Annotated in this window: 11 protein-coding genes and 2 pseudogenes; 9 read left to right on the top strand and 4 right to left on the bottom strand. The window is 50.6% G+C overall.

The window, feature by feature from the left end; translation table 11 throughout:
* Positions 1-3: 3 nt before the first annotated feature.
* The 4 genes from HMPREF9442_RS12480 to HMPREF9442_RS12465 are packed head-to-tail and all read left to right on the top strand — an operon-like array spanning position 4 to position 4,607.
* Positions 4-810, top strand: a complete 807-nt coding sequence (locus HMPREF9442_RS12480) for an inositol monophosphatase family protein (RefSeq protein WP_008629150.1) — start codon at positions 4-6, stop codon at positions 808-810.
* 55 nt (positions 811-865) lie between these two features.
* Positions 866-1,327 carry a NanQ anomerase/TabA/YiaL family protein gene (locus HMPREF9442_RS12475; protein ID WP_008629149.1) on the top strand — a complete coding sequence of 154 codons (462 nt, stop codon included), beginning with the start codon at positions 866-868 and terminating at the stop codon, positions 1,325-1,327.
* Positions 1,328-1,354: 27 nt separating this feature from the next.
* The gene (locus HMPREF9442_RS12470; RefSeq protein ID WP_008629148.1) at positions 1,355-3,418 is read left to right on the top strand and encodes an alpha amylase C-terminal domain-containing protein; all 2,064 of its coding nucleotides are present in this window, start codon (positions 1,355-1,357) and stop codon (positions 3,416-3,418) included.
* Between the two features lie 34 nt (positions 3,419-3,452).
* Positions 3,453-4,607, top strand: coding sequence for a DUF6057 family protein (locus HMPREF9442_RS12465; protein ID WP_008629147.1), 1,155 nt, complete (start codon positions 3,453-3,455; stop codon positions 4,605-4,607).
* 8 nt (positions 4,608-4,615) lie between these two features.
* Here the strand turns inward: HMPREF9442_RS12465 and HMPREF9442_RS12460 are convergent, their stop codons facing one another.
* Together HMPREF9442_RS12460 and HMPREF9442_RS12455 are read right to left on the bottom strand one after the other, a co-directional pair.
* Positions 4,616-4,933 carry a nitrous oxide-stimulated promoter family protein gene (locus HMPREF9442_RS12460; RefSeq protein ID WP_008629146.1) on the bottom strand — a complete coding sequence of 106 codons (318 nt, stop codon included), beginning with the start codon at positions 4,931-4,933 and terminating at the stop codon, positions 4,616-4,618.
* Positions 4,934-4,954: 21 nt separating this feature from the next.
* Positions 4,955-6,286, bottom strand: a complete 1,332-nt coding sequence (locus HMPREF9442_RS12455) for a nucleobase:cation symporter-2 family protein (RefSeq protein ID WP_040603101.1) — start codon at positions 6,284-6,286, stop codon at positions 4,955-4,957.
* 285 nt (positions 6,287-6,571) lie between these two features.
* Between HMPREF9442_RS12455 and HMPREF9442_RS12450 the strand changes: the two genes are divergently transcribed.
* From HMPREF9442_RS12450 to HMPREF9442_RS12430, 5 genes and pseudogenes are all read left to right on the top strand, one after another.
* Positions 6,572-9,817 (top strand): T9SS type A sorting domain-containing protein, encoded by a 3,246-nt coding sequence (locus tag HMPREF9442_RS12450; protein WP_008629140.1) that lies wholly within the window; start codon positions 6,572-6,574, stop codon positions 9,815-9,817.
* Positions 9,818-9,848: 31 nt separating this feature from the next.
* A pseudogene (locus tag HMPREF9442_RS12445) lies at positions 9,849-12,269 on the top strand (family 43 glycosylhydrolase); the annotation flags it as partial.
* An 81-nt stretch (positions 12,270-12,350) separates the two neighbouring features.
* Positions 12,351-13,214 (top strand): annotated as a pseudogene (locus HMPREF9442_RS16985) (family 43 glycosylhydrolase).
* A 44-nt stretch (positions 13,215-13,258) separates the two neighbouring features.
* A complete protein-coding gene (locus HMPREF9442_RS12435) occupies positions 13,259-16,378 on the top strand; it encodes a glycoside hydrolase family 2 TIM barrel-domain containing protein (protein ID WP_040603099.1) in 3,120 nt (1,039 codons plus the stop codon).
* 29 nt (positions 16,379-16,407) lie between these two features.
* Entirely contained in the window at positions 16,408-18,906 is a 2,499-nt protein-coding gene (locus HMPREF9442_RS12430) for an alpha-L-arabinofuranosidase family protein (RefSeq protein ID WP_008629136.1), read from the top strand.
* Positions 18,907-19,504: 598 nt separating this feature from the next.
* Here HMPREF9442_RS12430 and HMPREF9442_RS12425 read toward each other — a convergent pair.
* Both HMPREF9442_RS12425 and HMPREF9442_RS12420 read right to left on the bottom strand, forming a co-directional pair.
* Positions 19,505-20,026, bottom strand: a complete 522-nt coding sequence (locus tag HMPREF9442_RS12425) for a sigma-70 family RNA polymerase sigma factor (RefSeq protein WP_008629134.1) — start codon at positions 20,024-20,026, stop codon at positions 19,505-19,507.
* Positions 20,027-20,088: 62 nt separating this feature from the next.
* Positions 20,089-24,201 carry a hybrid sensor histidine kinase/response regulator transcription factor gene (locus HMPREF9442_RS12420; RefSeq protein WP_008629133.1) on the bottom strand — a complete coding sequence of 1,371 codons (4,113 nt, stop codon included), beginning with the start codon at positions 24,199-24,201 and terminating at the stop codon, positions 20,089-20,091.
* Positions 24,202-24,447 lie beyond the last annotated feature (246 nt).

Here is a 24,447-nt window from a genome sequence, read left to right as displayed (position 1 = left end):
TAAATGGACTTGGATTTTCTGACCGAGGAAGTCAAGAAACTGGCCAGACAGACCGGTGAGTTTTTAAAAAAAGAACGGCTTTCTTTTGACCGTAGCCGTGTAGAGCAGAAAGCGGCACATGACTATGTGTCGTACGTGGACAAGACATCTGAAAAACATATCGTGGAGAGGTTGCATGAATTGCTCCCCGAAGCCGGTTTTATTGCCGAAGAAGGGTCCGGTTCGTTGGAAGAACAGGAATATTGTTGGGTGGTGGATCCCTTGGACGGGACGAGCAATTATATTCATGACTGCATGCCGTATTGCGTGAGCATTGCCTTGCGCAACCGTGAGGAAATACTGTTGGGCGTAGTGTACGAATGCGGCCGTGAAGAACTCTTTTGGGCCAACAAAGACAGTAGGGCTTATTTGAACGGCAAGGAGATATACGTCAGCGACCAAAGTGTGCTCGACCAATCTTTCATTGAATTAGGGTTCCCATATAAAGCAGAGAACTACCGCTCTTTCGCCCTCGGCCTCATACAAGACTTGTACGGCCATGTGGGAGGGCTGCGGCTTATGGGCGCGGCCGCCGCAGAAATCTGCTATATTGCAGCCGGGCGCTTTGAAGCCCGCGTGGAGGCTTTCATAGGGCCATGGGATATTGCGGCGGGGTACATCATCTTGAAACAAGCAGGTGGTAAAATGACTGGATTTGACGGCAATCCTGATTGCCTCGGGGCCAAGGAAGTGTTCGCCTCGAACGGAAAAGTGCATGAAGATCTCTTGAAAGTGCTCCAAAGGCATAAAAAGTTACTGAAAAATGAATGAGATATTCGTACAAACGTCTATATTTGCACCGACAGAACGATAAACCCCTGACATTATGATTATCGATGACATAGCGCACCTGAAAGATTATACCCGTCTTCTCCCTACATTGAAGACGGTCATCGGCTTTTTGAAAAGCCACGATTTGCAAGCTTTACCGGAAGGACGCTTTGAATGGGATGCCGACGGATGCTTCGTAAACGTGCAGACCGTCCCTCCAAAGGCTTCTTCCCAGGCCGTTCTCGAATCGCACAGGAAAATGGTAGACATACAAATACCTCTCACGGGCGATGAAACCATGGGATATTCCCCCTTAAAAGAATTGCAGCCTACACCATACGATGAAACCAAAGACATTTCATTCTATAAAGAGTGCCCTGGAAATTTCGTCACCGTAAAGAAAGGCATGTTTGCCATCTTTTTCCCACAAGACGCACACGCGCCGGGCGTAACACCGACAGCTTTGAAGAAAGCCGTCTTTAAAATTCCGGTATCGGATGATTGGAACCAACAATAAAAATAACACCTTAATTCTATTCTTATTATGGCAAAATCAACAGTAAAGTCAAGTCCAAAGACTTTGGACATCATTAAAAACGACCCTTGGCTGAAAGATTATGAAGCCGCTATCGTGGGTCGCCACCGGCATGCGGAAGACAAAATCGCAGAACTCACACAGAATGGGAAATGCTCTTTGTCGGACTTCGCTTCGGGATACTTATATTTCGGCCTGCACCGCACGGCTACGGGGTGGGTGTTCCGCGAATGGGCGCCCCATGCCACCGAAATCTATTTGATAGGCGATTTCAATGATTGGAAGGAATCGCCGAAATATCAGTTGAAAAGGATAAAGGACACCGGCAACTGGGAAATCAAATTGCGCGGCAAAGCCCTCAAGCACGGCGACCTTTACAAGTTGAAAATACATTGGGAAGGCGGATGCGGCGAACGTATTCCGGCATGGTGCCGCCGCGTGGTGCAAGACGAACAGACCAAAATCTTCAGTGCACAGGTCTGGGCACCCGAACAGCCTTACGTATGGAAAAAGAAGACTTTCCGCCCCAATACGGCTCCCTTGCTGATTTATGAATGCCACATCGGCATGGCGCAAGATGCGGAGAAAGTAGGGTCTTACAATGAATTCCGTGAAAAGGTGCTGCCCCGCATCGCTGCAGACGGGTACAACTGCATACAAATCATGGCCATACAGGAACATCCTTACTACGGAAGTTTCGGCTACCATGTGTCGAGTTTTTTTGCCGCTTCCAGTCGTTTCGGTACGCCGGAGGAACTAAAGCAGCTCATCGACGAGGCACATAAAAGGGGCATCGCCGTGATTATGGATATCGTGCACTCCCATGCCGTGAAGAACGAAGTGGAAGGCTTGGGCAACTTTGCCGGTGACCCCTGCCAGTACTTCTATTCGGGCGGACGGCGTGAACACCCTGCTTGGGACAGTTTGTGTTTCGATTATGGCAAGAACGAGGTCATGCACTTCCTATTGTCCAACTGCAAATTCTGGTTGGACGAGTACCATTTCGACGGTTTCCGCTTCGACGGTGTCACGTCTATGCTCTATTACAGCCACGGGTTGGGCGAGGCGTTCTGCAACTATGGGGATTATTTCAACGGGCATGAGGACGACAATGCCATCTGTTATCTGACGTTGGCTAATGTGCTGATTCACGAAGTCAACCCCAAAGCCATTACCATAGCTGAGGAAGTGAGCGGCATGCCGGGATTGGCTGCCCCGTTCAAAAGCGGCGGATACGGGTTCGACTACCGCATGGCCATGAACATTCCCGACTATTGGATAAAGACCATCAAGGAAAAGAAGGACGAGGACTGGAAACCCAGCAGCATGTTCTGGGAAGTAACGAACCGACGGGCTGACGAGAAGACCATATCTTATTGTGAAAGCCACGACCAGGCTTTGGTGGGCGACAAGACTATCATTTTCCGCTTGATAGATGCCGACATGTATTGGCACTTCAAAAAAGGAGATGAGAACTACGCCGTAGAACGCGGTATAGCCTTGCATAAAATGATTCGCCTGCTTACGGCTTCCACCATCAACGGCGGTTATCTCAATTTCATGGGTAATGAATTTGGTCATCCGGAGTGGATTGATTTTCCGCGTGAAGGTAACGGATGGAGTCACAAGTATGCACGGAGACAGTGGAATCTTGTAGACAATAAAGAGTTGTGCTATCATTACTTAGGCGATTTCGACAAAGCAATGCTTGATATTATTGGCAAGGAGAAAAATATCCAGAAATCTCCCGTGACGGAAATCTGGCATAACGATGGTGACCAGGTATTGGCCTATAGCCGTAATGACCTCGTATTTGTCTTTAATTTCAGCTATGCCCGTTCGTATACGGATTACGGCTTCATGGTGCCTCAAGGGGCTTACGACGTGGTGCTGAACACTGATGCCCCGGCATTCGGCGGACACGGATTGAATGATGACAGCCTCCGCCACTTGACCAACTTCGACCCGCTTCTGGCCCGGGATGGAAAGGGATGGCTCAAACTCTATCTTCCGGCACGTTCCGCCATGGTACTCCGTCGGGCGCAAGAAGATAAAAAGACGGAAAATGAATAAGAGTAAAAACAAATAAACTGAAACTGGATTCCGGATGTACAAACCGACATATAAGAAAAGAACCGCACGCATGATTTCATGGGTATGCGGTTCTCTTTTCACCTTGTTCTCCCTGCTTTACCTGTTTGTGATGCAGGCTGACTTATTGGCTACCGCACAACATTTGTTGTCGAAAGGGCAGACCGTTTATTCTCCGTTGTGGGGAGCGGTCGTCATTACCCTTCTGCTACTGCTATTGCAGGGAGTTTTTCGGCGGATAATGGTATATCCGTTGCGTTTCCATGCGCTCTATTATTTCCCGTCGTGCGTCGTGTTGGGATTGCTTACGTCCATTGTTCCTCAAACGGGATGGAATGTGCAATTATCCACTAATTGGATATGGCTCACGGTCTGCATTTTTCTGTATATCCTTGTGACATGGACAGCCCTGCATTTCCCGGACCGTAAAAACGGAAAACAGAATGCTTTTTCCTTCCTTTGGGTGAATTTCCTATGGCTTGCGTTGCAATTCTGCATGGTAAACAGCATAGCCAATACGAAAGATGTATACCACTACCGGCTCAAAGCCGAGAGATGCCTCGTCGAAGGGCAGGACTCATTGGCGTTGCAAGTAGGAGCCAAATCATTACAGGCAGACCGGAGCCTGACTGCCATGAGAATGTTTGCACTAAGCCGTGAGAACCTTTTAGGCGAGAAGCTTTTCGATTTTCCTCAATATAACGGTAGCCAAGGGCTGTTGCCCAGTTTTTCTGATACAACCTACACTCATGATTGGACGAATGCCTTATACAAACATTTAGGGGGGAAGCCGGGGAAAAATATGAAAGACAACACTCAGTTTCTCGAGCTTCTGTCACAACGGCCTTCGGCCACTGCTGCCGCAAAAGATTATTTGCTCTGCGCCTATCTGTTGGACAAGAACCTTGATGCTTTTGTCACCGTACTACCACGTTGCCATGAAGTGAACGACAACCTCCCGTTACATTACAAAGAGGCTCTCATTCTATATAACCGTTTGCATACCACTCCGGCCATTACGTACAAAAACAGCGTAATAGAAACAAATCTGAACGACTTCCTCCACTACGGTATGCAATATACCCATGCGACGGAACGCTCGAACCAATGCCGGCGCATGTACGGAAATACGTATTGGTGGTATTATTATTATCAAAAACCTTCTGAATAATCGTAGCTTTATCCCCTATATTCCCGCCATAAATGCCGCAAAGCAATCAGGGGATGATACCATAACATACGCGGACCTGCATATCGCATCACTTTCCGGATGCGTCGCTTCATGTCCGGACGGTAGCAATGTATGGTGCAAAGACGGCACGTACGCTTATCTTTCTGAAAGGGACACCGTGATAGACGTGCACGGGAATAATCCAACATTTCACGGCACTCCGGACATAAAGTCCTGTTGCCTTCCTTGTAGCGGCAGTAGAGACGAATCATCAATTCTACCGTACGCTGCTCTTCCTCTATCCGGTTGTTTTTACCCTTGCCCAAAGCCGTTCTTTTCCTTTCTACCTATTCTTTAATGCGAATCAAGGCATTGGCCAAAATAGCTGTGACACCACCGGTCGTGATTCCGGACGAGAATATGTTTCTCACCGTTTCCGGAAGTTGTGAAAGAATCTCGGGCACCAATTCCACACTTAATCCCAAAGAAAAACTCAATGCCATCACCAACGTGGCTTTGCGGTCGATGGTCTGGGCTGCAATAATGCGGATTCCGGCGGAAGCCACTGTGCCGAACATCAACAGCGTGGCACCGCCCAATACAGGTTCAGGCATCAAGGAGAACACCAGACCCACGGCCGGGAAAAGTCCTAGCAAGACAAGGAATCCTGCGATATAATATCCTACGTAACGGCTCGCTACTCCAGTCAACTGTATCATCCCGTTGTTTTGGGCAAAGACTGAGTTGGGGAAGGAATTGAACACTCCGGCCAACATGGAATTGAAACCATCGGCCAAAATCCCTCCGGAAGCCCGTTTCACGAACGTCTTTCCCTCTACCGGCTCTCCCGAGATGAGTGAATTGGCCGTGATGTCGCCGTAGGCTTCAATCGCCGTAATCAAATACACCAGTCCCAAAGCGATAAAAGCCGACCAGTCAAAAGACAAGCCGTATTTAAAAGGTACAGGTATATTGAACCCTCCATAACTCTGTACCGAAGAAAAGTCCACCAACCCCATACACCAAGCCACCGCATAACCGATGACAAGTCCGATGACAATCGAGCTCATACGCAAGTAACGGTTCGAGCTCCTGTTGAAGAAAATAATCAGCAACAGAACCAAAGCCGCCAGGCCGACATGTTCAAAGCTGCCGAAAGTCCCGTTACTTTTGGCCACCGCACCGCCTCCGCAGGCCGTAATCCCCACTTTGATAAGGCTCATGCCAATCAGCGTCACGACAATACCGGAAACCAACGGCGTAATGATTTTACGGGTATATTTCAATAAGCGGCTAATCAACATTTCTACTGTAGAGGCCGCCATGCAAGCCCCGAAAATAACGGGAAGACCTCCGGTCAGCCCCGCAGAGATGATAGGACCGATGAAAGAAAAGCTCGTGCCCTGTATGCACAGCAATCCCGTACCGATACCTCCGATTCGCTTGCACTGTATAAACGTGGATACGCCGGAAGCAAACAATGCCATGGAAACCAGAAAACTGGTCGTCTCGATGTCCAACTTCAAAGCTCCGGCTATGATAAGCGGTGGGGTGATGATAGCCACGAAAATGGCCAATAAATGTTGCAGGGCTGCAAATAAAGTTTCGCGTAAAGGCGGCCGATCGTTCAACCCGTATATCAACTCTGTTTTTAATTCGGATTTGTTTGATTCTTCCATTGGTTTCTTCTTGTGTATGTTTGATTTATATGTAGGAAAACAGCCTAACTTCATAATTTGGGCGCAAAGGTACGAAAAAAACAGTAAAGGAAGTATGCCTGTTTCGCTTTCTCCTGATAATTAATAGGCATTTCGAGTCAAATGTTAAAATTTCGAGGTCCAATTAGGTATTTTCATCCCATCATTCGTCCTATATATAAAACTATCTAGAAAACAGTCCGGTCTCGCAGTTATATCGGTTCGGCTGCGTCTTACGGTAAAACTAATAGAACCTTGAATTTCGTTATGAAGAAAAAAGACTTTTTTAAGAGTAGCCCTTTGCAGGGTACACGGCGAGGGATAGCTACTTTTGCCATGGCATTGGCCGTCAGCGGCATGCTTTCCGCGCAAAATTGGATTGATGTAACAGATACGTACATCGTGAACGCAGATTTCTCCACCGGTACGAACGAAGGGTGGGAATCCGGAACCATACTTCCTGCGGTAAATGCAACGTTCCAGAATGCAGAGCTTTACCAATCACAAAATTCGGCCTCCCAAAAAGTCATGGGCCTGAAAGCCGGAAAATACAAATTGGCAGTGCAAGGTTTTTACCGTGCGGGTGGAAATGACAACGGTGCCGGTTATGAAGCCGGGACGGAGGTCATTCAGGCTTACTTGTTTGCCGGGACGGATTCTGTAAAAATGAAATCACTTTATAGCGAAGCGAAAGATGGGAGCGTGGCAAACCAAAGAAACGGATGGCCGGACGGGATGGAAGGCATGCATGCCTATTGTGAAAAATATCCGGAAAGTTATTGGAACGAACTTACTTTCACCGTGAACGAAGGGAAGGAAATGCTAATGGGTATCGCCATTACCACCAATGCCGGAGGGACATGGACTTGTTGGGACAATTTTAAACTGTACATTGAAGGTACGGCTTTCGATGCTTTTGCCGTAAAGCTCAACAAGTTGGAGTTCCTGCAGGATTCTCTTCAGGTCTTGGGGATTACAGCTTCTCAAGAATTGTCACCGATAATCGATAAGTATAAGGAATATAATGCTTCCACCCCTGAAAGCGAAATCGCACAAGCTACCGTCATTATAGAAGAGCATACGGCTTTGGCCCAAACCTTGTGTACCCATGGGGCAACTTTACGTAACAGCATCGCAAGGGCACAGGATATATACGGCAAAATGGAAAGCGGTGTTTATCAGGTTGCAGATGCCGTGAGGGCGGACTTGAAAAATGGAATTGAAGCGGCCCAAAGCATATTACAACTATCTACATTGAACGAAGTGAAAGACGGTGTGGAACAAGGTATTGCCGATATGGAAGCCGCCACGGCGAAAGCCACTACGTTCATCAGTTTGGCATATTCCCTGCAAAAGGCAAAGGATTTGGCCGACAGGATAGGTGGATTGGAAGGCAACGAAGCTTATGCCCAAGTGGAAACTTTGCTCTCCGGTAAGGAAGAAATTACGTATGATGTAGCCGCTGCTGCGACTTCTTCGCTGAATGCAGTATGTCTCCCGGCCATGACAGAGGAATTTTTGGAAGGAGCTTCTGATGAGAATCCGATAGAACTTACCAGTTTCATCACCAATCCCAATATTTACCAAAAAACGTCTGAAATGACACCGCCTGAGGGTTGGAAGTGCCAGAAAGGGAGTGCCGATGGAAAATGGTATACCACTCCGGAAGGCACAGGTAACAAAGGATTGATATGTAACAGTTGGACAGGAAGCCGCCTTACGGGATCCAATTACAGCCAACTGATAGGAGGCGATTCGGATGGTGCCGTCAAGCTACCGGACGGCCTGTATACACTGAAAGCCGCCACGTGGACCAATACGGAACCGTCCAGTGTGCATTTGTATGCCTCTACCGACAGTATGGATTTTGCTTTTGCCGAGGTGAATGCTGACAAGGCACTTTATGACAACGCCAGCGAGACATTCAGTACCACGACCGAAGTGTCCAGTTTTGAGGTACGTGACGGTAAACTGTACATCGGTGTCGTTTGCGACGGCCCCGTAACCGGGAACGGAAAGGATTGGAATGCGGATAATTTCCGCCTTTATTACATAAAGAAAGATGTAATCAGTGCCTACCGCGACCGCTTACAAGTCCGTTTGGATTCAGCATATTCAAAGCATGGGGTGATAGTAGAAATAGGAATTGACGACAGCGATACTTATGGAATTGCTTTGGATGAGCAGGAAGGTTATCCGTCATTGATAGGACATGCCACCGTAGAGGAACTTAAAATGGCTATTGAAGACTTGGATGATTTGAATGCAGAAGCTGACAGTATCATAAAGCACTATAAGACCATCACACCGCTGTTAAGCGAAGGTTCTGCTTTGGATGCCCAGATAAGAGACGGGCTTGCATACGCCCAGCCTAAACCTACGGCTGATTTCTCGGTTGCTTTGGAAGACGCTATGGTTTATGCCGAAGACATGAGTTGGGATAACTATTTGGATGAAAGAATTAAGACCAAAATAGAAACCCTTAACGGCTGTATGCAAACTTTAAGAGCCTCCATAGCTTTGTGCTATCCTATGGCCAAAGCCAAAACCTTGGCAGACCAAATCGGTGGTTTGTCTGATAATGAAGCCTATAAGGCTGTGGTGGAATTATTGAAAAACGATGATTTCGACGAAATCGATGCCGACATGAATACGGAGGCTTTGAAGATGGCATGCGTGGAAGCAATGACTCCGGAAGTATTGGCAGAAGTGAGTGTAGATCATCCGTTGGATATGACCAGTTTCATTGTGAACCCGAATGTCTATCAAGACGCGACGGATGAAAACGACTCCCCTATAAACACCCTCGTCAACGGTTGGGAGTGCACGAGTACTGCGGATTCTCCGGCCAGAACCGACCAGTTATCAGGTGATACATGGCTGAGTTGTTGGAGTTGGTCCGGAAATGCCGCACATAATATCGGCACACCCAATGTTTATTCCCAAGTGTTGGGCAATATGGGAAACCAAGAAGGTAAAGTGGCTTTACCAGACGGTGCTTATCGTGTAGAAGCCGCAACTTATTGCACAAAACAGCCTGAACTTATCCAACTGTTTGCCTTGACACGCCAAATTGATATTGAAACTGTTGAAAGTGGTACAGGAGCTGATAGTACGGTCTATGTGTATTCGGACAGCGTTTTCACGGATGCGCCTTTCAATGGGGATAAGGGCAAATGGGACGTAGCCCAAGGGGCACTTTCCACGACCACGGTCATCCCGGAGGTGTATGTGGAAAACGGTACGGTAGTCATCGGTGTACGGGGAACCGGAGTCGTGGGAGGCAACGGGCAATACTGGTGGGCAGACAACTTCCGCCTCTATTATGTCGGACAGAACAAGGGGGATAATATCCACGGTATTTCAAATGGAAATCCTGATGAAAAGGACGAAGTGGATGTATTCGACCTGGCCGGACGCATGGTTCGCCAGAGCGTGAAACATGCGGATGCGTTGGGGGGATTGCGTAAAGGCATCTATATCGTAGATGGTAAAAAGTATATTGTTAAATAATGTATCACATCACAAACCCAAACATGATTTTATGAAAAAAGTTATTTCATTGTTCCTGTTCTTTCTCATGGTATGGAATTCGTCAGCGAAGGACTTTCCCAAAGTCATCCTTGCCGGAGACTATCCCGATCCCTCCATCTTGCGCGACGGGAAGGATTACTACATGACGCATTCTCCTTTTTATTATGCGCCGGGCTTCCTGATCTGGCATTCCCAAGACTTGGAACATTGGGAACCGGTATGCCGTGCCATGGCACAATGGGAAGGCTCGGCCATGGCACCGGATTTGGTGAAATACAATAATAGGTATTATATCTATTATCCGGCCGCAGGGACGAATTGGGTGATATGGGCAGATGACATCCGTGGGCCGTGGAGCACACCTATAGATTTAAAGGTGAAAGGCATCGACCCCGGACATGTGGCCGATGCTGAGGGAAAACGTTACCTGTATCTCTCCGAAGGCAAAGTCGTGCAACTCTCCGATGACGGTCTGTCTACGGTGGGCGAGGTAAAAAAGGTCTACGACGGTTGGCCCTATCCCCGGAACTGGCGAACAGAAGGCATGTATCTGGAATCCCCGAAACTGAACTACCACAACGGGTATTATTACCTCACGTCGGCCGAAGGCGGAACTGCCGGACCGGGCACCAGTCACATGGTCGTGACGGCACGCTCGAAAAGCGTACTCGGACCGTGGGAAAACTCTCCGTTCAACCCGTTGGTGCATACTTACAGTGAAAGGGAAAGCTGGTGGTCTAAAGGGCACGGCACACTGATAGACGACGTAAACGGAAACTGGTGGGTGGTGTACCACGCATACGCCAAAGGCTACCATACGTTGGGACGGCAAACCCTTATCGAACCGATCGAGTGGACGCCAGACGGATGGTGCCGTGCCAAATCCACAGGCACGCTTCCCAAGACTGAGGCTCCCATCCCTCACGGCCTGGAACTTTCCGATGACTTCAAGGGGAAGGTATTGGGCTTACAATGGACGTTCTGGAAAGAATATGCCCCGAAAGCCGTGACCCTCGAAAACCGGACATTGCGGCTGAAAGCCAAAGGCAAGACTCCAGCAGACGGCCGACTGTTGCTCGCTACTGCGGAAGACAAGAATTATGAAACACAAGTTGAAGTCACGGTCGGGAAAAACAATACAGCCGGACTCCTGCTTTATTATAGCGAAAAAGCATACGCTGGACTGGTATCGGACGGCAAGACATTCACTATCTACCGGCACGCCGGACAAAAGACAGAAATGCCCAACACGTTAGGCAGACAGTTCACGGTGCGAATAAAGAACCAAGGCAACCACGTCTCCATTTTGGTTGGAAAGGCCGGAAAGGAATGGACCACATTGGCCGAAGGCATCGATGTGTCCGGCATGCACCACAACGCCTACAAGGGTTTCTATGCCTTGCGTATAGGCTTGGTTTCCATTGGGAAGGGTGAAGCGGCTTTCCACCGGTTCCGTTATAAAAACGCCGTTCCGCAGGAAAAAGACTTGAGTGCCTACCTGATGGTGTTCCACAAGGACGAAACGCACGGGCTCTACATGGCATTGAGCCGCGACGGATACACGTTCACGGCCCTGAACGACGGGGAACCTGTCTTAGCCGGTGATACGATTGCTTACCAAAGAGGGATACGCGACCCTTATATCTATCGTGGCCCGGATGGTGCATTCTATTTGGCCATGACCGACCTCCACGTATTTGCCCGTCGTGACGGTTTCCGCGAAACGGAGTGGGAGCGCGACCGCAACATGTACGGTTGGGGAAACAACAAGGGGCTGGTGCTGATGAAGTCGTGGGACTTGGTGAACTGGAAACGCGCCAACGTCCGTTTCGACCAACTGACAGCCGGATTGAGTGAAATAGGTTGCGCATGGGCACCTGAAATTGCCTACGATGAACGGGCGGGCAAACTGATGATTTCCTACACCATGCGCTTCCGCAACGAACGCAACAAACTGTATTACGTGTATGTGAACGATGATTTCGACCGTATCGAGAGCCTGCCCCAACTGCTTTACGAATACCCGGACGAAACGGTTTCGGCCATCGACGGCGACATCACCAAGGTAGGGGACAAGTACCATCTTTTCTACGTGGCGCACGACGGACAGCCGGGTATCAAGCAGGCTGTTTCCGATCGTATCAACGGAGGCTACGAATACGATCCGCGTTGGTACGACTTTGAACCGAAATCTTGTGAGGCTCCCACGGTATGGAAACGCCTCGGAGAGGACAAATGGGTGCTGATGTACGACGTATACAGCATCACGCCGCACAATTTCGCCTTTACCGAAACTTCGGACTTCATCACGTTCAAGAATCTAGGACGTTTCAACGAAGGCGTAATGAAATCCACAAATTTCAACGCGCCCAAGCATGGGGCTGTGGTACATCTGACCGCAGAAGAGGCCGACAAGCTTGAAGCTTACTGGCAGAAGAACAAACGGAAATATGTCTCCACGGCATCCATACAGAAAAATCCCCTGTTCTCCGGTTATTATGCAGACCCGGAAGTGCTGTATTCCGAACAGACTAAGAAATATTACATTTATCCCACGACGGATGGTATTCCGAATTGGGGCGGCACGAGTTTCAAGGCTTTCTCGTCTGCCGACTTGAAAACTTGGAAAGAAGAACGCGTCGTCTTGGATTTGAGAAACGTGTCTTGGGCGAAAAAGAACGCATGGGCACCTTGCATCATAGAGAAAAAGCAGACAGACGGCAGTTACAAATATTACTTTTACTATACGGCAGAACGGCAAATCGGAGTGGCTGTGGGCGACCGTCCGGAAGGGCCGTTCCGTGATAGCGGAAAACCGTTGATAAGCCGCGAACGACCCTGCGGAATGAAACGCGGGCAGAACATCGACCCGGACGTTTTCACTGACCCCGTGAGCGGCAAGACTTATTTGTACTGGGGCAACTATTACATGGCCGTGTGTGAACTCAATGACGACATGGCATCCGTCAAACCGAACACCACGAAGATACACATCGACAACGACCGGCATTACAGTGAAGCCCCCTATGTATTCTACCGCGACGGTTACTATTATTTCACATGGTCTAAAAACGATACGCGGAGCGCGGACTACGAAGTCCGTTACGTACGCTCCAAGTCTCCTGTCGGCCCGATTGACCCGTAGGAAAGCCGGGTGGTAGTCTGCAAAAAGCCCGATCAGGGCATCTACGCCACAGGCCACCAGTCATTCCTGCAGGTGCCCGGCACAGACGAATGGTATATTGTCTACCATCGCTTCAAGTTCCCCGACGGCATCACGATGGGGCGTGAAGCGGGTTATCACCGCGAAGTCTGCATGGATCGCGTGGTTTTTAATGAAGACGGCACAATAAAACAAGTCATTCCAAGTCTATAATTAAAGATTGTACCATGTACATTCATAAACAGAATCGACATACGATGAAACGAATATTATTGGGAATATTAGGCGTATGCGCATGCCATGCCTATGCACAAACCTTCAAAGAGTGGCAGGACCCTGAAATCAACGCCGTCAACCGTGTCCCCATGCACGCCGATTTTTTTGCCTACGAAAGTACGGAACTGGCGGCAAAAGGAATGAAAGAACTTTCCGAGAACTTCATGAGCCTGAACGGGAACTGGAAATTCAACTGGGTGGAACATGCGGACGCACGTCCGGAAGGCTTCTGGAAAACGGGGTTCAACGACAAGGGTTGGGTAGATTTCCCGGTTCCGGGCGTGTGGGAACTGAACGGTTATGATGTCCCGGTGTATGCGGGAATAGATTTCGGATGGAAAGGCTATGAAGGACGCACGTTCAAGAAGCCGCCCCATGTCCCGGTGGAAAACAACCACGTAGGTTCCTACCGCCGTGAAGTGGTGATTCCTTCAGACTGGAAAGGGAAAGACATCATCGCCCATTTCGGTGCCGTGTCTTCCAACATGTACCTATGGGTCAACGGAAAGTTTGTGGGTTACAGCGAGGACAGCAAGATGGCAGCGGAATTCGACCTGACCCCTTACCTGAAACCGGGTCAAAAGAACCTGATAGCCTTCCAAGTGTTCCGTTGGTGCGACGGCAGTTACCTGGAAGATCAGGATTTCTTCCGTTACAGTGGTGTATCACGCGACTGTTACCTCTACGTACGCAACGCCAAGCGGATAGAAGACCTTCGGGTCACTCCCGGCTTGGACGACCGGTACCAGGACGGGACATTGGATGTCCGTCTGGACGTGAAAGGCAAAGCCCATGTTGCGCTTGAATTGCTTGATGCCAACGGGGAAACCGTTTGTTCGGAAGAGGTAGGGGGAACAGGAAACCGGTCTGTGACCATGCCGGTGAAGAACCCGCATAAATGGACGGCAGAGACTCCTTACCTTTACACCCTCAGGGTCACACTGAAGGACGGCAGCACCATCCGCGAAGTCATACCCGTAAAAGTGGGATTCCGGAAAATCGAAATCAAGAACAGCCAACTTTTGGTGAACGGGCAGCCCGTGCTCATCAAAGGAGTAAACCGTCATGAGATGGATCCCGACGGAGGTTCGTATGTTACCCGCGAGAGGATGCTCCAAGACATACAACTCATGAAGAAATTCAATGTCAATGCCGTGCGGACTTGCCACTATCCGGACGACCCCTATTGGTATGAGCTGTGCGACCGTTACGGCCTTTATCTTGTGGCCGAAGCCAATTTGGAGAGCCACGGCATGGGATTCAAGGAAACCACGTTGGCCAAAGAACCGAGCTACAAGAAAGCACATCTGGAACGCAACCAACGCAACGTGCAGTGCAATTTCAACCATCCCAGCATCATCCTGTGGTCGTTGGGTAACGAGTGCGGCAACGGTTCGAACTTCGAGGCCTGTTACGATTGGGTCAAACAAGAAGACCCCAGTCGCTTCGTCCACTTTGAACAGGCTTACGACACCGGTTCCACCACCGATGTCTACTGCCCGATGTATCCCACTTATTCCCGTTGCATCAAATATTGCGAGGACGAGAGCAAACAGAAACCTTTCATCATGTGCGAATATGCCCATGCCATGGGCAACGCTTTGGGCGACTTCAACATCTATTGGAACCTGATCCGGAAATATCCCAAGTTCCAAGGCGGTTTCATTTGGGACTGGGTGGACCAGTCGCCAAGATGGACAGGTCGCAACGGGGAAATGATATACGGTTACGACGGGGATTTCGATGATTATAAGACGAAAGATGACAACTACATGGACAACGGCCTGTTCGGCCCCGACCGTGTGCCGAACCCGCATAGCCATGAAGTGAGGTACTTCTACCAGAACATCTGGACCACGCCCGGAGATTTGTCGAAAGGCGAAATCAAGATATACAATGAGAATTTCTTCCGCGACCTTTCGGCATACGTCATGGAGTGGGAAACGCTGAAAGACGGAAAAGTCATGCGTAGCGGAACGGTGGAACGGATAGATTGCCAACCGCAACAAACCGCCACGATGACCTTGGACTGGGGCGGAACTGACGGGGAAGGCGAATGGTTGCTCAACGTGAGATACCTGCAACGGGAAAGGGAAGGCATCATTCCGGCGCGTCACGTGGTGGCCAAGGCACAAATCGAACTCCGGCCTTATCAGGCTCTGGACATGGTGTTGAAGAACGAAAGCCTGCGTTACATTCCGGATGCCGTCCCACAAGTCAACGACCGTAATCTTGCCCATCTGATTATCACGGGAGAGGACTTCCGGATACGTTTCAACAAGATGACCGGATACATGGAACGTTATGTCGTAGACGGGACAGAGTTCATCCGGAAAGGCGATGCGCTGACCCCGAACTTCTGGCGCGCCCCGACCGACAATGACTACGGTGCCAAACTGCAACAAAAATACGCGGCTTGGAAAAATCCCGACCTGCATCTCACGTCTTTAAAACACGAAACGAAAGACGGACAGGTTGTCGTGTCGGCGGAATACGACATGAGAAGCGTGTCGGCCAAGCTTTACCTGACCTATACCATCAACAACCGGGGCACCGTAAAAGTCAACCAAAAGATGGTGGCCGACAAGGGGAAAAAGGTATCCGACATGTTCCGCTTCGGCATGCAATTAGTCATGCCCAAGGATTTTGAATACGTGTCTTACTACGGTCGCGGGCCGGTGGAGAATTACAGCAACCGCAACCACAGTACGGACCTTGGCATTTATCACCAGACCGTAGACGAGCAGTTCTATCCCTACATCCGTCCGCAAGAGACTGGCACGAAAACAGACATCCGTTGGTGGAAAGTCCTCGACGTGAAAGGCACGGGGTTGCAGTTCGTGGCCGATGCTCCGTTCTCGGCTTCCTCCCTGCACTACACCATCGAATCGTTGGACGAAGGGCCGGTGAAGAAACAAGGCCATTCGCAGGAAGTGGAAAAGGCAGACCTGACCAACGTGCTGATAGACAAGGTGCAGATGGGATTGGCTTGTATCGACAGTTGGAGTGCCATGCCCGAACCGGAATTCCGCCTGCCGTATGGAGATTATGATTTCACTTTCATCATGACTCCAGTTACCCACAGCTATCCTTTATATTAAGAAGAAAAATATCATAATGTGCAGTCAACATGAATTTTAATAATATTTATTTAAGTATTGCTTTTGTCAATCTTTTTGTTGTCCCTACGTGGGCGGCACAACCGGACTCCGTGTATGTTTTTCCGTATCCTACGGTGAACGACAACGGGCGGCGCGGCATGCAACTTGTATGGAGCACGGATCGCGAGCAATGGCACGACGTGGCCGGAGGCATGGTGTTCCTGAAATGCGACTTCGGTCCTTGGAAACACGTGTACCGCCCGCAGTTGGTACAGGACCGGACGGACGGGCGGTGGCATTGCTTCTGGGATTTGACCCCGGACGGCAGCGCGATGGGCAGTTCTTCTTCAACAGACTTGATACGGTGGAAACCTCAAGAGTTTTTCATGGCAGACGAGAAATCGCGCCATGAGGTGAAAAACGCACGTATGCCGGTGGCAGACACCATGCAAGTGGGCGACAAGACTATCGCGGGATTTGCACTGAAGGTGCCGTACGGCATAGTGAAAGGATTGGAACGGCATGGCGTATATCGTTCTGCCCTCAACGCCCAACGCGGGGAACGTGCAGAACATGACGCGGCCCGGTTTGCCGGACTGCAAACGGTCAGTGCGCGGATTACCGTGGACGAAGGCCGGGCAAAGCCCATCAGTGAGGACTTGATTGGTGTGTTCTTTGAAGACTTGAATTATGCAGCCGACGGTGGACTGTATGCCGAACTGGTGCAGAACCGGGATTTCGAGTACTCCGAAACCGATGGTAACAAGGACAAGAACTGGAACAGCCGCTACGCATGGAGGGTGGAAGGCAAGAGCATGACATTTGACGTGTCCACGGAACAGCCCGTTCATCCCAACAATCCCCATTACGCCGTGCTCGACGTGGCGCAGCCCGACGGCAGCTTCACAAATACGGGATTCGACGGCATTGCGGTGAATGAAGGCGAGAAGTACGACTTTTCGCTTTTCGCCCGTACGCCGGACGGAAAGGGAGGTGGAAAGACCGTGGTGCGTCTGGTCGACCCACAGGGAAAGACCGTGGCCGAGACCACCGTCAAGTTGTCCTCCAAAACCTGGAAAAAACGGGAAGCCGTGCTGAAAGCCACGGCCACCGTCGCGCAGGCCCGGCTCGTCATCATCCCGCAGTCTGCCGGACGGTATGCCCTCGACATGATTTCACTGTTCCCGCAAAAGACGTTCAAGGGACGGAAGAACGGGTTGCGTGCCGACCTGGCTCAGGCCATTGCCGACATCCGTCCGCGCTTCGTCCGCTTCCCCGGTGGATGCTTGGCCCATGGGGACGGGGTGGACAACATCTATCATTGGAAAGAAACCATCGGCCCGTTGGAAGCCCGCAAGCCTGCGGCCAACATCTGGCGCTACCACCAGACGCGCGGTTTGGGCTACTTCGAGTATTTCCAGTTCTGCGAGGACATCGGTGCCGAACCGTTACCGGTCGTGGCGGCAGGCGTGCCCTGCCAGAACTCAGGCATCGGAGGACCGAGCCATCATTCCAAGGACATTGTGACGAGCCTTGGACAGCAGGGCGGTATCCCGATGGAAGAGATGGGGCAATATGTGCAGGACGTGTTGGACTTGATAGAATACGCCAACGGCGATGCCAAGACCACACGATGGGGACGCGAACGGGCCAAGGCCGGACATCCCGAACCGTTCAACCTGAAATATATAGGTTTGGGCAACGAAGACCTCATCAGCCGCGTGTTTACGGAACGGTTTACGATGATTTATGAGGCCATCCGGGAAAAATATCCCGAAATCACGGTCATCGGCACGACGGGGCCTTTCAGCGAAGGCACGGACTATGAGGAAGGATGGGCTTTGGCCGACCGTTTGAAACTGCCCATGGTGGACGAGCATAATTACAATACGCCGGGATGGTTCATTTACAACCAAGATTACTACGACCACTACGACCGCAACAAGTCCAAGGTCTATCTGGGAGAGTATGCGGCCCATGCCCCGGGACGGCCGAGCAATATCGAAACGGCCTTGGCGGCTGCCTTGTTCCTGACTTCGGTGGAGCGCAACGGCGATGTGGTGAGCATGACATCATACGCTCCGCTCTTGGCCAAGGAGGGGCATACGCAGTGGAGGCCGGACTTGATTTACTTCAACAACACGGAAGTGAAACCCACTGTGGACTACTACGTGCAAAAGATGTACGGACAGAACACCGGAAGCGAATACCTGCCCTCCACGCTGACGGTGGACAACCGGAGGCATGATGTGCGCAGCCGAGTGGGCGTTTCCGTGGTGAAGGACGGTGAAAGCGGCGACCTTGTCGTGAAATTGGTGAACCTGCTTCCGGTGGCGGTCAAGGCGGACATGGAAATCCCGTCGTTGGCCGGACATCAAGCCGTAGGGCAGAAGACCGTCCTTTCGGGTCGCCCGTCCGACAAGGATGCCGTACCGGTGGAAAGCGCAATGGAAATAGGGGAGAAGTTCCCCTATGAAATGCCGGCCTATTCCTTCACGGTTATCAGGATAAAACGCGAATGTAAGTAGATGTCTCGATAACGAAAGGGATAATCATTTTATCGTTTTGTCAATCTGTCAATCCCACCCTTACGAGAATCGCGTATTTGCCCTTTGGTCCGAAGCCGGAAATAAATAAGGCATTCTCGCGAGGGTGGGATTTTAACTTGCTGTAAGCATAGACTTGTTTTTACTTTCTTTCTGTCCGGCAGCAAGGAAATAGATGCGGAAGGAAGCGGTCGGCCTGTCAGCCGGACGCGAATATCCAGAACACTTTGATTCCGTTTTTGCGAGACGGATTTTCTTCAGATAGCGTCTGAAGCCCCCTCAAAGGGCATTTTCCTGCCTCTTTCAGCCTCCGGATTCCCCTTTCGGAAGAGTTTGGGCACACAACATGCTGAGAATGAAAAATCGCTTTCAGCTGAACGATTTACCGTTCGGCTGAGAAAAACACACGAATATGCAGGATTTATGCCATAATATTGCATTTATACCGTATAAATATACAGAAAAAAGACCTGAAAAGCCCTTTTTCCCTTATTCTTGAAATACGGGGATTCCGGAAAAACTGTCTTTTTGACAGCTTAAAGTCCTCTAAAACGTATAAATGTAAGTCCCTCAAAACGCTTCACCCATATCTGAAGTATTCCTTTTGCAACTGCGTCTTAATATCCTTGCGTGCCAATAAGATATGCTGTTCCACCGTACGCTTTGAAACAGACAATTCACGGGCGATCTCGGAAGGGGTGAGGTTTTCAAAAAAGGACAGGCAATACGCCTTGCGCCGCTTTTCCGGCAGGGCAAACACCAAACGGTCGAACATCAGTTTCAATTCCTTGAAAGATACTTTTTCCTCCGTCGTGTCTTGCAAGGCCTCCTGCGTGTAAAACAGTTCGCCCCACACGTCATTTTCCTTGCGGTATCTTCGTTGGCGGTCGGCCATCAGGTTACGTGCCACCTTGTAAGCCAGGGACACCACAGCCTCCGGACTTATGAAATCCTTATGCTTCCACAGTCTCTCAAACACATCCTGCACCACGTCTTCCGCCTCGTCGGGGCGGTCGATGCGGGATGCGATATAATGCTTCAAAGCCTCCTTCTGCCGTACGTAACACGCGGCCAGTCCTTTTTCGTCGTTTCTTGCTTCCATGGCACATCGTTTGATTTCTACCACAAAAGTAGCCTAAAGGCAGGCGACGGAATGGGATGATTTCAGCCGATTGTTACGTCATTTTGCGCCTTTCCTTCTTTTTCCCTGAACTGTGTCGGTGTCATGCCGAACTCTTCCTTGAAATGCAGGTTGAAATACTTGATGGTGTTGAATCCCGTGAGGTCCGCTATTTCGTTCACGCTGCATGTGGTGGCCTTCAGCAACTGGGCTGCCCGTTTCAACCGGATGGAACGGATGAACTGCAAGGGCGTGACGTTGACAATGGCCTGCATTTTGCGGTTCAACTGGGTCTTGCTCATCCCCACGTCCAAGCTCAGGTCGCCCACGGAATATTCCGGATTGCTGATGTTCTTCTTGACGGATTCCAAGGCTTTCTCCATCAGCTTCTCGTCTATCGAAGTCGTGGTGATGGCCTCGAAAGACACGTCGATGGACTTGCGGAACATCTTTTGCCGCCGTTCTTTCTGCTCGATGAGTTGACGGATGCGCACTTGCAGCATTTCCCAGTTGAACGGTTTCGAGATATAAGAATCCGCCCCTGCTTCGTATCCCCCGATGCGCGAATCATCGGAGCTGCGGGCCGTAAGCAGGATGAACGGGATATGTGAGGTCTGTATGTCGCCTTTCAGCCTGCGGCACAGTTCCATGCCGTCCATGCGGGGCATCATCAGGTCGGACACAATCAAGTCCGGCAACTCCGTCCGTGCCGCCAGTTCGCCCTCCACGCCGTCTCGCGCTTCCACCACACAAAAGTCCTTTTGCAGTTGCTCCACCAGGAAATGACGGAATTCGTCGTGGTCCTCCACCACCAGAATCTTCTTCCTTCCCGTCTCCGTGGGCGGCATGTCGTGGATTTCGCTCTCTTCGTCCCGGTATTCCGCCTTTTCTTCTGCCGCAGGTGCCGCCCCTCCGCCATGCAGGTCGGTCGGGATATACAGGGTGAAGGCCGTGCCTTCTCCCGTCCGACTTTCCACCGTGACCTTTCCTTCATGCAGTTTGGCGTACTCGCGCACCAGATGGAGACCTATGCCGCTGCCTTGCCCGGCCGGTTGTCCCTCCGTGGCTGTCTGATAGAAACGGTCGAAAACGAAGGGCAAATCCTTTTCCGCAATGCCGCATCCGGTGTCTTCCACCCTGACCGCCGCATACGGCCGTCCGTCTTCCGATACCTTCTCCAGCGTGACCCGTACCTGTCCGTGCGCGGAGGTGAATTTGAAGGCATTGGAAAGCAGGTTGTTGAGCATCTTATACATCTTGTCGGAATCGTAATTCATGAAAAGACGTTCCACCTTAGGCTCGAAGGAAAGTTCTATCTCACGGCTTGCCGCCAAGTCGGTGAACTGCCTGACAGCTTCTTCCAAGAAAAAGACCATGTCGTTCATCTTCAACCTGAGACGCTCGCCCTTCATTTCCAATTTACGGAAATCGAGCAACTGGTTCACCAGATTGAGCAGACGGCGCGCATTATTGTAAATAGGTTCCAACTTCTTTTTCAGCTCCGGTTCGCCCGTATCGTGGATGAGTGCCCCCAAAGGCGTAAGAATCAAGGTGAGGGGAGTGCGGAACTCATGGCTGATGTTCGTGAAGAAGCGGAACTTCATCTGGTCGAGCTCTTCGCGCTGTTTCCGTTCGTTAGCTTCTTGAGCCATCCGGATTTTGAGCTGTGCCCGCCTCCGGAACCTTCTCCACGACCAAACCATCAAACCGGCAGCCAGCACGACGTACACCGCGATGGCCCATGCCGTCGCCCAGAACGGGGGCGCAATGACGATGGTGATTTCGGCCGGTGTCTTCCCCCAAATCTTGTCTCCGTTGGCGGTATAGGCCACGAATTTGTACTCACCGGGCTGCAATCCGGTATAGGTGGCGCGTCCGCTCCCGTTGGCCACCACTTCGTTCCACTCTTTGTCGTAGTTCATCAGTTTATACTTATAGTAAGTGTGCGAAGGGTTGACGTAATTCAGACCTGAAAATTCTATCATAATGAAGTTTTCGTCGTGACGGAGCCGGACTTCTGAAGTTTGGTCTGCGGTCTGTGTCAGAATCACATGCCCGTTGTACGTTTCGTTCACTTTCAACGGGTGGTTGAACAGATAGAAACGGGTGAAGACGGGATGGTTGTCGCTCCGGTCGTACCGGATTTCCGAAGGATTGAAATAATTGAATCCATGCGCTCCACCGAAAAACAAGAGGCCTGAGCGGGTCTTCAAAGCCGCATTCTCATAGAACTTGCCGCCTTGCAACCCATCGGTTTCCCCATAACTCACCACAGAAAAACCTTTGCCGTTACGGTCATCACGGGATGCGATTTTGCAAAGCCCGTTCAACGTGGATGCCCATACCGTCCCTTCGTTGTCCTCCAACAAAGCCGTGACGGCATTGTTGGGCAGTCCGTCGGATTCGGTCAGCACCGTGGCCTCCTTGCGGCGAGGGTCAAACACTAAAATGCCGTCTTCCGTCCCGAACCATTCCACGCCGTGGCGGTCTTTCAGCATGCAGAAATATTTGGTGTCGGCATACCGCTGTTCTTTCAGAAAGTCCGGAATCCACACGCTGTCTTTCTGCGTGTCATAATAGTAGATGCCGCTGTTGCCCAAAGCGGCGAACGTATGGCCGTCCACCGGGTAGAAGGCATGAACCACGGCGTATGAACGGAGTTCGGGATGGCGGTCGTGCAACATATAGGTAATCTTCCCCGTGACCGGATTGAAACGTCCGACCCCGCCGGTCACACTGGCCCAATAACGCCCTTCGCTGTCTTCGTACAAAGCACGGGATATGTTCTGGTTAGGGTCTTGTTCCCAATTCACCGTAGAACGGAGAAGGTTGCGGACCTGTCCGTCCTCAATGCAATAAAAACCGTGTAGGAAGGTGCCCACCCATATACGTCCGCCCTTGTCCTTAAAGACGGAAAGGCAAATGTCATTCGGTTCGGCCTTGAACATTTGCTCCATTTCACCGGTGGACGGACGGAAACGGAAGAGTCCGAAGGCACCTCCGACAAGTATATTCCCGTCGCCATCCTCCAAAAAGCACCGGATGCTCTCGTTGGTAACGGACGAATACCGCTTCACCGTGTGGCCGAGAGAGAACTTCTGCATGCTGGGATGGTAATAACACAAGCCTTGAAAGAGGGTGCCCACCCATATACCCCCGTTCCGGTCGGAAAATACCGTATAAATATCGTTTTCCAATGTCCCGCCGTCGGTCAGTTCCAATGTCGGGAGCGTGGTCACCTTGAACGTCCGGGCATCGATGATACGGAGGCCGGATTTGGACGTGCCGACCCATACGTTGCCGTCCTTGTCCAAATCCATGCACGTGAAGAAATTGGAAAGACCACTGATGCCGCATGCCTCCCTCCAGGTCCGTTCCATGCGATTGTAGAAGAACAGCCCGTTGTTATACATCAGCCAGATGTTTCCTTGGGCATCCGGATGAAGGTATATGCGGTCGGTAAGCCGGTTGATGGCATGCAAGAAACGTGTCTCTTGCGACACGAACTCGGATGAAGAGTAGTCCCAACAGCGAATCAACCCGCTCTCGTAAACAATCCAACAGAGGTTCTTGTATTGCGCCATTTCCACCGGCACGCCGTGTTGCCGGGTAAACTCGCTGCCACCATCCTCTATGGTGCGCAAACGTCCCTGTTCCACGTCGTAGAAGGAAACGGTATTGTCTTCGGTCACGAACCAATAATTCCTGTAATCGTCTATGAACAGGTTCTTCAGCCGTCGGTCTATTCCCATGGATGCCAACACCTCGGAGACGGAATAATCATATTGCCCGCTCTTCATGTCGAGCAAAAGCAGGTAGCCCAACTCTTTGAGCCACATCCGTCCTTCGCGGTCGTAATACTCTTTGGGCGGACGGTCGTACGCCCAAGTGTATTTGCGTGTCTTGTCGTAGGGGAATCGGTCGAACGTGGCACCGTTGTAAATGTTCAGGATGAAACCGGTCTTAATGGCGATGCAACCCTCTTCCGTCATCGTCAGGCTGCGGATTTGTCCGTCCGAAAGTCCGTCCGAAGCATCAATAAGGCGGAATTTGTATTGGCGGTCTTGTGCGTGGAGGCACGAGGCAAAAAACAGGAACAGTGTCGGAACGATGAACCATAAGGCTTGGAAATTGACTTTTAGTTTTACGGTATCCATGGTTTTTCTTTCAAATAACGAATGATGATTAGACAAAGATAGGCAATCGGCATCATTTGACGTAGGATATTTTGGTTCAAAATATAGGTCGTTTTGTTGCATCGTACTGAATCAGCCGTCTTTTTCGGACATTTTCCCATACGCCGTGGCTGAAAAGCAGCCTTCGGGCGCATTTGGTTCAGAACGACGTAAAAGATGCTTTTTTTCATCCGTCCCCGTACGGTATTTACCTGCTAACTTTGCCGC

The organism is Paraprevotella xylaniphila YIT 11841 (assembly GCF_000205165.1).
Lineage (GTDB): Bacteria > Bacteroidota > Bacteroidia > Bacteroidales > Bacteroidaceae > Paraprevotella > Paraprevotella xylaniphila.
Note: the sequence above shows the minus strand (reverse complement) of the source record. Positions and strands in the feature narration are given on the sequence as shown.

Excerpts from the sequence above, each read along its gene's own strand:
- HMPREF9442_RS12425 (WP_008629134.1), bottom strand. The coding sequence starts at position 20,026 with ATGGAAGCAAGAAACGACGAAAAAGGACTGGCCGCGTGTTACGTACGG.
- HMPREF9442_RS12465 (WP_008629147.1), top strand. The coding sequence starts at position 3,453 with ATGTACAAACCGACATATAAGAAAAGAACCGCACGCATGATTTCATGG.
- HMPREF9442_RS12470 (WP_008629148.1), top strand. The coding sequence starts at position 1,355 with ATGGCAAAATCAACAGTAAAGTCAAGTCCAAAGACTTTGGACATCATT.
- HMPREF9442_RS12480 (WP_008629150.1), top strand. The coding sequence starts at position 4 with ATGGACTTGGATTTTCTGACCGAGGAAGTCAAGAAACTGGCCAGACAG.
- HMPREF9442_RS12435 (WP_040603099.1), top strand. The coding sequence starts at position 13,259 with ATGAAACGAATATTATTGGGAATATTAGGCGTATGCGCATGCCATGCC.
- HMPREF9442_RS12420 (WP_008629133.1), bottom strand. The coding sequence starts at position 24,201 with ATGGATACCGTAAAACTAAAAGTCAATTTCCAAGCCTTATGGTTCATC.
- HMPREF9442_RS12450 (WP_008629140.1), top strand. The coding sequence starts at position 6,572 with ATGAAGAAAAAAGACTTTTTTAAGAGTAGCCCTTTGCAGGGTACACGG.
- HMPREF9442_RS12430 (WP_008629136.1), top strand. The coding sequence starts at position 16,408 with ATGAATTTTAATAATATTTATTTAAGTATTGCTTTTGTCAATCTTTTT.
- HMPREF9442_RS12475 (WP_008629149.1), top strand. The coding sequence starts at position 866 with ATGATTATCGATGACATAGCGCACCTGAAAGATTATACCCGTCTTCTC.
- HMPREF9442_RS12455 (WP_040603101.1), bottom strand. The coding sequence starts at position 6,286 with ATGGAAGAATCAAACAAATCCGAATTAAAAACAGAGTTGATATACGGG.